The sequence below is a fragment of the Pseudoclavibacter helvolus genome (genome assembly GCF_014191305.1).
Taxonomy (GTDB): Bacteria; Actinomycetota; Actinomycetes; order Actinomycetales; family Microbacteriaceae; genus Pseudoclavibacter; species Pseudoclavibacter helvolus.
Genome location: NZ_JACHWJ010000003.1, coordinates 417709 through 428900 on the forward strand (window position 1 = coordinate 417709; position 11192 = coordinate 428900).

13 protein-coding genes and 1 pseudogene are annotated in these 11192 nt (G+C 69.9%); 6 read left to right on the plus strand and 8 right to left on the minus strand.

Features of this window, described 5'->3' with window-relative positions; all coding sequences use genetic code 11:
• The first annotated feature begins 1 nt into the window (after nucleotide 1).
• Together FHX72_RS20020 and FHX72_RS11710 are read left to right on the plus strand one after the other, a co-directional pair.
• Nucleotides 2-2403 (plus strand): annotated as a pseudogene (locus FHX72_RS20020) (ATP-binding protein).
• Nucleotides 2400-3092, plus strand: a complete 693-nt coding sequence (locus tag FHX72_RS11710) for a response regulator (RefSeq protein WP_183625247.1) — start codon at nucleotides 2400-2402, stop codon at nucleotides 3090-3092. The pseudogene FHX72_RS20020 and the gene FHX72_RS11710 overlap by 4 nt, the downstream one beginning before the upstream one ends.
• A gap of 68 nt (nucleotides 3093-3160) precedes the next feature.
• Here FHX72_RS11710 and FHX72_RS11715 read toward each other — a convergent pair whose 3' ends face one another.
• The 4 genes from FHX72_RS11715 to FHX72_RS11725 all read right to left on the minus strand — a co-directional run bounded on the left by FHX72_RS11715 (nucleotide 3161) and on the right by FHX72_RS11725 (nucleotide 4583).
• Entirely contained in the window at nucleotides 3161-3307 is a 147-nt protein-coding gene (locus FHX72_RS11715) for a hypothetical protein (protein WP_167349042.1), read from the minus strand.
• Between the two features lie 95 nt (nucleotides 3308-3402).
• Nucleotides 3403-3750 carry a GntR family transcriptional regulator gene (locus FHX72_RS11720; RefSeq protein ID WP_068478158.1) on the minus strand — a complete coding sequence of 116 codons (348 nt, stop codon included), beginning with the start codon at nucleotides 3748-3750 and terminating at the stop codon, nucleotides 3403-3405.
• Nucleotides 3747-3878: a hypothetical protein gene (locus FHX72_RS19435; RefSeq protein WP_276510502.1), complete on the minus strand. Its 132-nt coding sequence runs from the start codon at nucleotides 3876-3878 to the stop codon at nucleotides 3747-3749. The genes FHX72_RS11720 and FHX72_RS19435 overlap by 4 nt, the downstream gene beginning before the upstream one ends.
• Before the next feature lie 90 nt (nucleotides 3879-3968).
• Nucleotides 3969-4583 (minus strand): LysE/ArgO family amino acid transporter, encoded by a 615-nt coding sequence (locus tag FHX72_RS11725; RefSeq protein WP_068495207.1) that lies wholly within the window; start codon nucleotides 4581-4583, stop codon nucleotides 3969-3971.
• 70 nt (nucleotides 4584-4653) lie between these two features.
• Here FHX72_RS11725 and FHX72_RS11730 point away from each other — a divergent pair, with 70 nt between their 5' ends.
• Together FHX72_RS11730 and FHX72_RS11735 are read left to right on the plus strand one after the other, a co-directional pair.
• Nucleotides 4654-5682, plus strand: a complete 1029-nt coding sequence (locus FHX72_RS11730; protein ID WP_183625249.1) for a LysR family transcriptional regulator ArgP — start codon at nucleotides 4654-4656, stop codon at nucleotides 5680-5682.
• 174 nt (nucleotides 5683-5856) lie between these two features.
• Entirely contained in the window at nucleotides 5857-7215 is a 1359-nt protein-coding gene (locus FHX72_RS11735) for an ice-binding family protein (protein ID WP_183625251.1), read from the plus strand.
• A 10-nt stretch (nucleotides 7216-7225) separates the two neighbouring features.
• Here the strand turns inward: FHX72_RS11735 and FHX72_RS11740 are convergent, their stop codons facing one another.
• Complete coding sequence (locus FHX72_RS11740; protein WP_183625253.1) at nucleotides 7226-7729, minus strand: SRPBCC family protein; 504 nt, start codon at nucleotides 7727-7729, stop codon at nucleotides 7226-7228.
• A 46-nt stretch (nucleotides 7730-7775) separates the two neighbouring features.
• Here FHX72_RS11740 and FHX72_RS11745 point away from each other — a divergent pair, with 46 nt between their 5' ends.
• Nucleotides 7776-8534 carry a methyltransferase domain-containing protein gene (locus FHX72_RS11745; protein ID WP_183625255.1) on the plus strand — a complete coding sequence of 253 codons (759 nt, stop codon included), beginning with the start codon at nucleotides 7776-7778 and terminating at the stop codon, nucleotides 8532-8534.
• A gap of 68 nt (nucleotides 8535-8602) precedes the next feature.
• Nucleotides 8603-8953: a hypothetical protein gene (locus FHX72_RS11750; protein WP_183625257.1), complete on the plus strand. Its 351-nt coding sequence runs from the start codon at nucleotides 8603-8605 to the stop codon at nucleotides 8951-8953.
• A 26-nt stretch (nucleotides 8954-8979) separates the two neighbouring features.
• Here the strand turns inward: FHX72_RS11750 and FHX72_RS11755 are convergent, their stop codons facing one another.
• From FHX72_RS11755 to FHX72_RS11765, 3 genes are all read right to left on the minus strand, one after another.
• Entirely contained in the window at nucleotides 8980-9309 is a 330-nt protein-coding gene (locus tag FHX72_RS11755; RefSeq protein ID WP_183625259.1) for a DHCW motif cupin fold protein, read from the minus strand.
• Between the two features lie 39 nt (nucleotides 9310-9348).
• A complete protein-coding gene (locus FHX72_RS11760) occupies nucleotides 9349-10377 on the minus strand; it encodes an MsnO8 family LLM class oxidoreductase (protein WP_183625261.1) in 1029 nt (342 codons plus the stop codon).
• 105 nt (nucleotides 10378-10482) lie between these two features.
• Nucleotides 10483-11136, minus strand: a complete 654-nt coding sequence (locus FHX72_RS11765) for an SRPBCC domain-containing protein (RefSeq protein ID WP_183625263.1) — start codon at nucleotides 11134-11136, stop codon at nucleotides 10483-10485.
• Nucleotides 11137-11192 lie beyond the last annotated feature (56 nt).

Genomic DNA, 11192 nt, shown 5'->3' on the forward strand with positions numbered 1-11192 from the left:
CATGGCGAAGCGGGGACGGCTGCGGGTGCTGCTCGGCGCTGCCCCCGGCGTCGGCAAGACGTTCGCGATGCTCCACGAGGGCAAGCGGATGCGCGAGGCCGGCCGAGACGTCGTCGTCGCGGTTGTCGAGACCCACGGCAGAGCCGCGACGCGCTGTCGACGGTGAACATCCAGCACATCGAGTCGCTGAACGACGTTGTCGAGCAGATCACGGGGGCGCCGCAGCGCGAGACCATCCCGGACGACGTGCTGCGCCGGGCCGACCAGGTCGAGGTCGTCGACCTGTCGCCGCAGACCCTGCGGGACCGGCTCGCCGGCGGGCTCGTGTACCCGGCCGAGCGGGTCGACGCGGCGCTCTCCAACTACTTCCGCCTCGGCAACCTGACGGCGCTGCGCGAGCTGGCGCTGCTGTGGCTCGCTGACGAGGTCGACCAGTCGCTGAAGAGCTACCGCGACGAGCACGGCATCAACTCCACGTGGGAGGCGCGCGAGCGGGTCGTCGTGACGCTCACGGGCGGGGCGGAGGGGGAGACGCTGCTGCGCCGCGGGGCGCGCATCGCGGCCAGGTCGGGGAGCGGCGAGCTGCTCGCCCTGCACGTCACGAGCCAGGACGGGCTGCGCGCGGGCGACCCCTCGCACCTCGCGCGGCAGCGAGCACTCGTCGAGCAGCTCGGCGGCAGCTACCACCAGGTGGTCGGGGAGGACATCCCCGCGGCCCTCATCGAGTTCGCGAGATCGGTCAACGCGACGCAGCTGGTCATCGGGGGTGAGCCGCCGGAGCAGGCTCTCGGCGCTGCTCACGGGGCCCAGCGTCGGCAGCATGGTCACGCGCGAGGCGGGCAGCATCGACGTCCACATCGTGAACCACGCGAAGGCAGGCGGCGGACTCAGGCTGCCCAGGTTCGGCGGGGCGCTCACGATGCGTCGCAGAATCGCCGGGTTCGTGCTCGCCCTCGTCGCCGGTCCTCTGCTCACGTGGCTGCTCGCGTCGCTCGGCAGCGTCGACTCGTTCACGACGCACGCGCTCAGCTACCAGCTGCTGGTCGTCGCGGTCGCCCTCGTCTGCGGGCTCTGGCCGGCGCTCTTCGCGGCTGTGCTGTCGGGTGTCACCCTCGATTTCTTCTTCGTTGCCCCGTTCGGCACGGTCCTCATCACGGAGCCGAGCCACCTCCTCGCGATCGTGCTCTACGTCGTCATCGCGGCGCTCGTGAGCCTCGTCGTCGACCGCGCTGCCCGCAAGACGCGCGAGGCGCGGCGGGCGGCCGCCGAGTCGCAGCTCCTGCAGACCGTCGCGGGCAGCGTGCTGCGGGGGCAGAACGCCATGCAGGCGCTTGTCGAGCGCACTCGCGAGGCGTTCGGGCTCGCCGGGGTGCGGCTCGTTGATGCGCGGGATGCGCGGGGCCGGGATGCTCAGGATGCTCGTGGCCGGGATACTCGTGTTGCGAGCGAAGCCGAGTCTCGCGTGCTCGCGAGCTGCGGGGAGCCGGTGCGCGGAATCAGCACACGGCCGTCCCCGTGGCGGCGGCGTCCGCGAACGGCACCGGGGCAGTGCTCGAGCTGCACGGGCGCGAGCTCGACGCGTCGGAGCGGCGCCTCCTCACGGTCATCGTGGCGCAGCTCGGCGCGGCCCTCGAACACAGCGACCTGCGGGACGCGGCCGACGAGGTCGCCCCGCTCGCTGCGTCCGACAAAGTGCGACGTGCGCTCCTCTCGGCGCTCAGCCACGACCTGCGGCGGCCACTCGCTGCGGCGACGGCGGCGGTCAGCGGGCTCCGCTCGGCCGGTCAGGAGCTCAGCGTCGGCGATCGCGAGGAACTCCTGGAGGCCGCAGACGAGAGCCTCGGCACCCTCGCCTCCCTCGTCACGGACCTGCTCGACGTGAGCCGTCTCCAGTCGGGGGCGCTCGCCGTCTCGATCATGCAGACGGACCCCGCCGACGTGATCGTGCCAGCGCTCGACGAGCTCCAGCTCGGCCCCGACAGCGTGGAGCTGGCGCTCGACCCGAGCGCCGCATCCGTCGCCGCCGACCCGGCCCTGCTGCAGCGCGTGCTCGTGAACCTCCTCGCCAACGCGGTGCGCCATTCACCAACGGGCAGGCGGGTGCGGCTCGCGACGAGCGAGTTCGGGGGACGCGTGCAGATCAGGGTCGTCGACCACGGGCCAGGCATACCGGCCGAGCGCCGCGAGGACGAGTTCGTGCCGTTCCAGCGCCTCGGCGACACGGACAACACGACCGGCCTCGGGTTGGGACTCGCGATCTCGAAGGGGTTTGTCAAGGGGATGCACGGCACACTGGTGCCGGAAGACACCCCGGGCGGCGGGCTCACGATGGTCGTGACGCTACCGGTCACGGGCGACGTGCACGGAGAGAGCCACGGAGAAAGCCAGGGAGGCCGCGCGTGAAGATCCTGATCGCGGACGACGACCCGCAGCTGCTGCGCGCCCTACGCATCACCCTCACTGCCAAGGGGTACCAGGTCCTGGTCGCCCGAGACGGCGCGGACGCCATCTCGGTGGCCATCGACAGCCACCCCGACCTGTACCTCCTCGACCTCGGCATGCCCGAGCTCGACGGGCTCGAGGTCATCCAGGTCATCCGCGGCTGGTCGGAGGCGCCCATCCTCGTCGTCTCCGGGCGCAGCGGTGCGGGCGACAAGGTGGACGCGCTCGACGCGGGGGCCGACGACTACGTGACGAAGCCGTTCTCCGTGGACGAGCTGCTCGCGCGCATCCGTGCCCTGTCGCGTCGCGTTCCGCAGGGCGACGCCGCACCTGTTGTCGTATTCGGTGAGGTGTCGGTCGACCTTGCGGCGAAGAGCGTCGTGCGCACCGTGGACGGCGAGGCGACGCACGTGAGACTCACGCCCACCGAGTGGCAGGTGCTCGAGCTGCTCGTCCGCAACGCGGGGAAGCTCGTGACGCGGCAGATGCTGCTCACGAGCATCTGGGGTTCTGAGCACGTCACCGACACCGGCTACCTCAGGCTGTACCTGTCTCAGCTGCGAAAGAAGCTCGAACCGGTGCCCTCGGAGCCTCGCCACCTGCTCACGGAGGCCGGTATGGGGTACCGGCTCGTGGTCGAGCCCGCCTAACTGTCGACGGCTGTGGCCCGCGAAGCAGATGCGTCGCGGGCCACGTTCCACCTTTCGGGCAGGCCGGGTCAGTCCTCTTCTGGCTCAAACGTGGAGGCGTCCGGGTCATAGCCGACCGCGACGCCGTCGTCGGAGTTGGGGATCGTGCCGTCCTCGCCGAGACCGTTCGGCTTCTCTTCGCCTTCGCTGTCGTGGGAGATCTTCTGGTCGCTCATCGTTGGCCTTCCGGTCGGGGGTCTTTCTTGACTGGGGCGACGATAGCGCTCCCGGCTGGGGAGTCAGCGGGGCTTCCCTCGGGCTCCGCTGTGGGCTAGGGCTGCTCGTGCTCGGCGTCCCAGATCGCCTGGAGAGCGTTGAGGACCTCGGCCTTGGACGTGCCCGCCGCCTTGGCATCCTCGACGGCTGCACGGAGCTTCGCGATGACGCCGCCGGGCAGCGCTGACGGCTGGTCTGCCACCCGCGTGCCGGCGGCGCCCCGCGTGACGATCGTGCCCTCGGCCTCAAGCATGCGGTACGCCCTGGCGGCAGTGCCGAGCGCGACCCCGAAGTCCCGAGCCGTCTGGCGCACGGTCGGGAGCCGTTCGCCCGCTCCGATCCGCCCCGCGAGGACCAGCCCACGGAAGTGGGCGGCGACCTGCTCTGCCGTGCCCTCGCTCATGGCCGTGCCCGTCCGCTCCGGCGCGCCCGTCCGCTCCGGTGCGTGAGACCGACGAGGAAGAGCAGGGCGATGCCGAGCCCGCGAACGACGCGGCCTCCCCAGGTGAGCAGCGGCTCGAGCGCGGCCATGCTGGTGCCCCAGGTGTAGCCGGGGCGCTCAGCTGCGCTCCGGCTGCCCCTCCGACTCCTGCACCTTGAGCTCAGCATCCGCTAGCGACGTCAGAGCCCGATGAGCAGCGACGCCGCGATGCTCGCCATCACAAGCGCGATGATCGCGTCGAGGACCCGCCAGGCGGATGGTCGCGCGAAGATCGGCTGTAAGAGGCGCGCGCCGTAGCCGAGCGCCGTGAACCAGACGATGCTCGCGACGGCCGCGCCGGCTCCGAACAGCCAGCGCGCTTCGCCGTGGGTGTTCGCGACTGAGCCGAGCAAGACCACTGTGTCCAGGTAGACGTGCGGGTTGAGCCAGGTCAGTGCAAGCACCGTGAGCACTGTCGGGAGCAGTGTGGGCGAAGCCTGCGGGTCGGCCGCATCCATCGCCTTCGGTTTGATCGCCCGGCGAGCGGCGAGAACGGCGTAGGTCAGGAGGAAGGCGGCGCCCGCGATCCGGACAACGGTCGTCAGCCAGGGGAGCGCCGTGAAGACGATGCCGGCGCCGCCGATGCCGAGCAGGATGAGGAGCGCGTCTGAGAGGGCGCACACGGCGACAACCGCGAGGACGTGCTTGCGGAGCAGGCCTTGGCGCAGCACAAACGCGTTCTGCGCGCCGATCGCGACGATGAGGGAAAGGCCGAAGCCGAATCCGGCGAGTGGCGTGAGCAGATCCAAGGTCATGCCGCGACGATATTGCCGCGCTGGCAGTTGATGCCAGCTCATGTTTCTTGTGAATCATTAGCATTGCTTCATGCCAATTTCTCCTGTGCACGACTTCGACCCTCAGCGCCTCGCCGCCCTTCGGGCTGCAGTCGAGACAGGGACGTTCGAGGCCGCCGCTCGCGAGCTGCGGGTGACGCCCTCGGCCATCAGTCAACGCATCAAGTCGCTCGAGAGCCAGACGGGTCGCGTGCTGCTGCAGCGCAGCAAGCCGGTCGCGCCCACCGAGTCCGGCGAGGTGCTGCTGCGCCTCGCACGGCAGGTGGATGCGCTCGGCAGGGAAGCGTCGAGTGTCCTCGGCCGGGTGGGCGGTGCATCCGGTGTGGGCGCGGATGGGGGCGACGAGGAGCCGGTCCTCGAACGGCTCGCGGTCGCCGTCAACGCGGATTCGCTCGCGACCTGGCTCCTGCCAGCGCTTGCGTCCCTGGCCGGGGAGATCGCCTTCGACCTGCGCCGGGCCGACGAGACCCAGACCACCGAACTGCTGCGGCGGGGCACCGTGACAGCCGCCATCACGGCGGACCCCGTGCCGGTGCAGGGCTGCAGCTCGGTGCTGTTGGGGGCGATGCGATACATCCCGATGGCGTCACCCGAGTTCGCGGATCGCTGGTTCGGTGATCGGGATCGGGATCGGGTTCGGGATCGGGATCGGGTTCGGGATCGGGATCGGGATGGGGATGGGGATGGGGATTGGGATGGTCGTGGCCGCGCCGGTGTCGGTGTGCGGACGCTCGCTGCCTCGCTCGGTCGCGCCCCGGTTGTCGTGTTCGACCGCGCCGATACGCTCCAGGATCGGTACCTGCGCGGCCTCGGCGTAGACCCGGCGAGCCCGCCGTGCCACTTCGTGCCCTCGTCCGCCGACTTCGTGCGCGCCATCCGCCTCGGGTTCGGCTGGGGGCTTGTCCCCGAACTGCAGCTGGGCGACGACGCCTCGCTCGTTGAGATCGACCCAGGGGCGTCGATCGACGTGCCCCTGTTCTGGCAGCAGTGGCAGCTGCACACGGCAGCGCTCCAGAGGACTGCGCTGGTCGTGGCGGAGGTGGCAGGCAAGCATCTCTGACGCGGGGCCAATCCGCGCGGCGCGGCAAGGCCGGGCTCATTGCGGCGGACGAGGCGACCAACTCTGTGGTCGGGGCGGTCGATGCGCAAGCCCCAAAAGTCTCGTCGCGAGTCAAATACTCTCCGCATACCGTCGCGGCTCTCGTGCGTCCCCCAGCGCCTGTAGGAGGCTCCCATGGGAAAACCACCCGTCCACAGCACCTCCCAATCATTTTCGCGGCGAAAGCGCCTCCTCATCATCGGCGGGTCGGCCCTCGCGGTTGCAGGCCTGCTCCCCGGCATGCTCGGCAGTCAATCGGCTCAGGCCATCGGAACCGCCGTCGACCTCGGCACTGCCGGGAGCTACTCGGTGCTGGCAGGCCAATGCGTGTCGAACACCGGGCCGAGCAAGCTTGGGGCTGACCTGGGCGTGAACCCTGGGACGGCGCTGACCGGGTTCCCACCAGGGGAAGTGCTCGGTAATGTGCACGCCACCGACGCCCACTCCCTCCAGGCGCAGTCCGACCTCACGATCGCGTACAACGCGCTCGCGGCGCAGGCTGACGATTCACAGATCACCGCTGACCTCGGCGGGCAGACGCTGACCCCCGGCGTCTACGAGGCGACGAGCACGGCCGGGCTCACGGGGACCCTCTCCCTCGACGCCGAGGGTGATCCCGATTCCGTCTTCATCTTCCAGGTCGGTTCGGCGCTCACGACGGCGCCGAACAGCACGGTCGCACTCTTGAACGGTGCTCAAGCGTGCAACGTGTTCTGGCAGATCGGGAGTTCAGCGACTCTGGACACCGATACGAGCTTTGTCGGCTCGATCCTCGCTTTGACTTCAATCACCATCAACACGGCCTCGACGGTCGACGGACGCGCGCTCGCTCGGAACGGTTCGGTCACGCTCGACAGCAACACGTTCACGAACAGCGAATGCAGCACAGGCGCCACTGTGCCGCCCGTCACCACGGTCCCTCCGACCGGCACGACGGAGCCGACCGGCACGACGGAGCCGACCGGCACGACGGGGCCGACTGTGACCAGCCCTCCGACGACCGCGACCCCGACCGTTTCGCCCACGGTGACGCCCACCGCCACCACGACTCCGACTATGACCGCGACGCCGACGCCGACGCCGACGCCGACGCCGACGCCGACTGCGACGCCGACTGCGACTGCGACTGCGACTCCGACGGCGACTGCGACTGCGACTCCGACGGCGACGGCGACTGCGACTCCGACGGCGACTGCGACCGCGACCGCGACCGCGACTGCGACTGTGACGCCGACGGAAACGCCGACCGCGACCGCCTCCGCAACCCCAACCGCAACCCCAACCCAGAGCCCGACCGTCACGGGTGCCCCCACGGCTTCAGCTGCGACCCCGTCTGTCGCACCGCTGGCTCCCGGAACGCCCGGCTCGCCCGACCTCGCTGTCACGGGTGGTGACGATGTCGGCCCGTGGCTGCTTGGTGTGCTGACTGTTCTCGCGGCCGGTGGAGCCTTGCTCGTCGCAGGCCTTCGCCGTCGCAACAACCACGAGGTCTAGGGGCTCGGCTTCAGGTGAGCGGTGAGGCAGCGACCGCCGCGAGCACAACCGGGTCTTCGCATCCACGAACGAAGCCCGCGATGCGGCGGTCGATGTCGCGCTGCAGAAGGCACCCGCCGATTCGCTCGGCGAGGGGCGCGAGCCACCTGGGCTTGCATGCGAAGTTGTACCGCCAGACGGCAAGAGTCGCGGGCTGGCCGGTGCCTTCGTCGTCCGGCGCCTGGCTGAACCGCCAACCCCCGCCGAGCCTCTCGAAGAACCAGGAGCCTTCCGTCACCTTCATCCCCACGTTCGACGGCGGGTTGTAGGAGACGTCCTCGCTGATCATGCGGAAGCCGAGGCGCTGCACCGTGAAGGTGCGCACACCCTTCGCGGGCAGCGCGGCCCCGTCGAGGAAGTGCTGGCGGCGGATGAACGGATCCCACCGCATCCGCACCTCGCCAGTGGTCTGGGACACGGCGAACGCGACCGCCGGGGCGACGTGAACAACGCAGCGAGACTCGACGACGGGCATGCTCCATCGTCACACGCGCCCGCCAGCCATCAGGGAGGATGGGGCCATGAGCGCAACATTCGAGGACCTCATCGCGGAGGCCGAGGCCGCCGACGTCGACGGCTGGGACTTCTCCTGGCTGGAGGGGCGGGCCACGGAGGAGCGACCCAGCTGGGGCTACTCGCGCCTCCTCGGCGAACGGATGGCGCACGCCAGCGCATCACTCGACATCCAGACCGGTGGGGGCGAGGCGCTCGCGATGTCACCAATCGTGCCGCCGCTCGCCGTGGCGACGGAGTCGTTCCCACCGAACGTCGCGAAGGCGACTCAGCTCCTGCACCCACGGGGAGTGGCCGTCGTCGACGACCCTGACGAGCCGCCGCTGCCCTTCGCGAGCGGAGCCTTCGACCTTGTGACGAGCCGGCATCCCGCTACGATCTGGTGGTCTGAGATCGCGCGCGTCTTGCGGCCAGGCGGCGCCTACTTCGCCCAGCACGTCGGGCCCGCCAGCGCCTTCGAGCTCATCGAGTTCTTCCTCGGCCCCCAACCCGAGGCGAGGCTGGAGCGGCGGGCCGAGGTCGAGGCCGACGCCGCGAGGGCTGCCGGCCTCGAGATCGTCGACCTCCGTGAGGAGCGGCTCCGCGTCGAGATCAGCGACGTCGGGGCGGTCGTGTACCTGCTGCGGAAGGTGATCTGGTGGGTGCCGGGCTTCACCGTCGGCGCGTATCTGGGACGCCTGCGCGAGCTCCACGACCTCATCCAGAGCGAGGGGCCCTTCGTCGCGCACTCGACGCGCCACCTCATCGAGGCGCGCCTGCCCGCCTGAGCGATTTTCAGCTGACTCTCTGCCAGTCCTTCGCCGTCTTCGCTCACGAGACGCGGAGGAACGCGTGCTTGCCTTGGCCGACGACCTCCGCGGAGAGCATCCGCGAGCACCACCGCAACCAAACGGCGGGAGCCACCATGAAAGACAACCAGCACAGCGACGAGCGCCTCGGAGAGTCGGTCGCAGGAGACCCGGTTGGGGACCCGTCCGACCTCACCGCGAGCGAGGAGAAGTCAGGAGCCGAGCCAGCCGCCGAGAAGGGTGACCTGCTGGGGGCTGTCGGAAAGCTCGCAAACGTGTTCGCGTTCGGGAGCTCCTCTGACGCGTCGGCTGCCGCGGCGACGGCCAACGGAAGGCTCCCCAGCGACCCAGACGATGACGGGACCGGCGGGACGGGCGGGGCTCGACGCGCGCCCTAGGTTTTCGTGACGGCCAGGAGCGCTGGCTAGTCGACGACGAAGAGTTTCGCGCCGGTGGTCGTGATTGAGCGGTGCGCTTCCATGTCGGTGCCAACCTGGTAGCTCTGACCGGCCTTGAGGGTGACGCGGCGCCCGTCGTCGAGTTCGGTGTCGAGCGTGCCCTCGAGGACAAACGGCACGTGGCCACGCGAGCACCAGTGGTCGGCAAGGTAGCCGGGCGAATAGTCGACCATGCGGATGCGCGTCTCGCCGATCTGCTCGGTGCGCCAGGTCGCCTCGCCTGTGGTCCCCGAGTGCACGGTTGGCCTCAGGGCCGCCCAGTCGGTTGTGGTGAACGCGTGCCCGAGGAGATCCATGCGTCGACGCTACCCCGCCCGAGCCGGCGGGCTCGCCGTCTAGGCGGGTTCGGCGTTCTCGAGCGGCCGCGCTGCGGTCTCTGCGTCGCGCATCGCGTCGGCGGTGATCTCGAGGGAGCGGATGCGGTCGGAGCTCTGGAGGGCGCCGTGCCCGATGATGAGCTCGTCTGCACCCGTCGCCTCGGCGAACTCGGTGAGGTAGTCGCGCACCTCCTGGCCCGTCCCGACGGCCGTGTAGCGCATCATGTTCGCGATCTGCTGCCCCTGGGGGCTCGCGATGATCTGGTCCATCTGCTCGTCGGTGAAGTCGGAGTTGGGTCCGCGGAGGAGGATGCTGCGGAGGCGCGACCGGCGGGATTGCGTGAATTGCTCCTGCGCATCCGCCGAGTCGAGGGCCGCGACGACGTTGACGCCGACGATGAGGTGCGGCGCGGCGAGCTGCTCGGACGGCTGGAACTGCTCGCGGTAGAGCGCGATGGCCTGGAACAGCTGGTCGGGTGCGAAGTGGGACGCGAAGGCGTACGGAAGGCCGAGTTGCGCGGCGAGCTGTGCACCGAAGAGGCTCGAGCCGAGGATGTAGAGGGGCACGTTGGTGCCTCCGCCTGGCACGGCCTGCACGCCCGGGATGGTCGATTCGCCGCGGAGGAACGCCTGCAACTCGAGGACGTCCTGCGGGAACTCGTTTGCTGACGCGGGGGAGCGCCGCAGCGCGCGGAAGGTCGCCTGGTCGCTGCCAGGGGCACGCCCGAGGCCGAGGTCGATGCGATCCGGGTACAGGGTGGCGAGGGTCCCGAACTGCTCGGCAATGACAAGTGGCGAGTGGTTCGGGAGCATGACGCCGCCGGCGCCGAGGCGGATCGTGGAGGTCTGCGATGCGATGTGCCCGATGAGGACGCTGGTTGCGCTCGAGGCGATCGTTGGCATGTTGTGGTGCTCGGCGTACCAGACGCGGCGGTATCCGGACCGTTCCGCGGCCTGGGCGAGTTCAACGCTTGCTTGGAAGCTCTCCCTGACGGTCTGGCCGGGGGCGATGGGGGCGAGGTCAAGGATTGAGAGAGGAACAGTCACCTTGAGTGCAACCGTCCGCACGCTACTGCTGTTCCCGGCGATTCGCGTCGCGTGTCGTGTGGCCCCACTGGTGGCCCAGGGAGACCAGCTCGGGCCAGGCTGGAGCTACTCGTCACCGAGGTAGAAGGAGGCGGTGCGGGCGGCCGAGTCGTGCGCATCGTCGGGATCCTCGCCAGCGCTGAGGTGCGCGATGCACCAGCGGTCGGCAGCTGACTCGACGAACTGCTTGCCCTCGTCGGCGTCGTTGAAGGCGGACATGGCGCCTTGCACGTCGAGGCCCTCGTCGGCGAGGGCCAGGGAGAGGGCGAGGAGGGCGCCGTCCCAGCCGATGCCGGTGGCTGCCGGGCCGTACTGCGCCCAGTGCTCGTTGTCCGGGACGGTGTGGTGCAGCGCGAGGTGGGTGCCGCCGGTGCCGCCTGTGTCGGCGGGCTCGAGGGTCAGGCGGACACGGCTGACGTCGCCGTCGTACTCCCACGTCACCTGGAGTGCTGAGTTCGGCTCGCAGCGTTCGATGGTGCCGGATGTGCCGCTCGCGGTCAGCCTGTACCTTCCGCCGCGTGTGAGCTCGCCTTCGAGTGGCTCGAACCAGCGGGAGAGTCCATATGGTGTTGTGCACGCCGCCCACACGGTTTCCGGTGAGTTCGGGAAGGTGCGCTCGAGCGTGACCACGTAGCTCGTGCCGTCTCGCGCGACGCTGCGCGTGACGTTCTCGAGGCTCTCGGTTGACGCTCCGGCGGAGGATACCGGTTTCGTTTCCATGTGGCCAGAGTGCCCGGCGTTGTTGTGGAATCCCACAGACCCGGGGAATTCGCGGA

What these genes read in the sequence shown, in the direction of transcription:
- FHX72_RS11715 (WP_167349042.1), bottom strand. Translation starts at nt 3,307, where the DNA reads ATGAGCGACCAGAAGATCTCCCACGACAGCGAAGGCGAAGAGAAGCCG.
- FHX72_RS11720 (WP_068478158.1), bottom strand. Translation starts at nt 3,750, where the DNA reads ATGAGCGAGGGCACGGCAGAGCAGGTCGCCGCCCACTTCCGTGGGCTG.
- FHX72_RS19435 (WP_276510502.1), bottom strand. Translation starts at nt 3,878, where the DNA reads ATGGCCGCGCTCGAGCCGCTGCTCACCTGGGGAGGCCGCGTCGTTCGC.
- FHX72_RS11725 (WP_068495207.1), bottom strand. Translation starts at nt 4,583, where the DNA reads ATGACCTTGGATCTGCTCACGCCACTCGCCGGATTCGGCTTCGGCCTT.
- FHX72_RS11730 (WP_183625249.1), top strand. Translation starts at nt 4,654, where the DNA reads ATGCCAATTTCTCCTGTGCACGACTTCGACCCTCAGCGCCTCGCCGCC.
- FHX72_RS11735 (WP_183625251.1), top strand. Translation starts at nt 5,857, where the DNA reads ATGGGAAAACCACCCGTCCACAGCACCTCCCAATCATTTTCGCGGCGA.
- FHX72_RS11740 (WP_183625253.1), bottom strand. Translation starts at nt 7,729, where the DNA reads ATGCCCGTCGTCGAGTCTCGCTGCGTTGTTCACGTCGCCCCGGCGGTC.
- FHX72_RS11745 (WP_183625255.1), top strand. Translation starts at nt 7,776, where the DNA reads ATGAGCGCAACATTCGAGGACCTCATCGCGGAGGCCGAGGCCGCCGAC.
- FHX72_RS11755 (WP_183625259.1), bottom strand. Translation starts at nt 9,309, where the DNA reads ATGGATCTCCTCGGGCACGCGTTCACCACAACCGACTGGGCGGCCCTG.
- FHX72_RS11765 (WP_183625263.1), bottom strand. Translation starts at nt 11,136, where the DNA reads ATGGAAACGAAACCGGTATCCTCCGCCGGAGCGTCAACCGAGAGCCTC.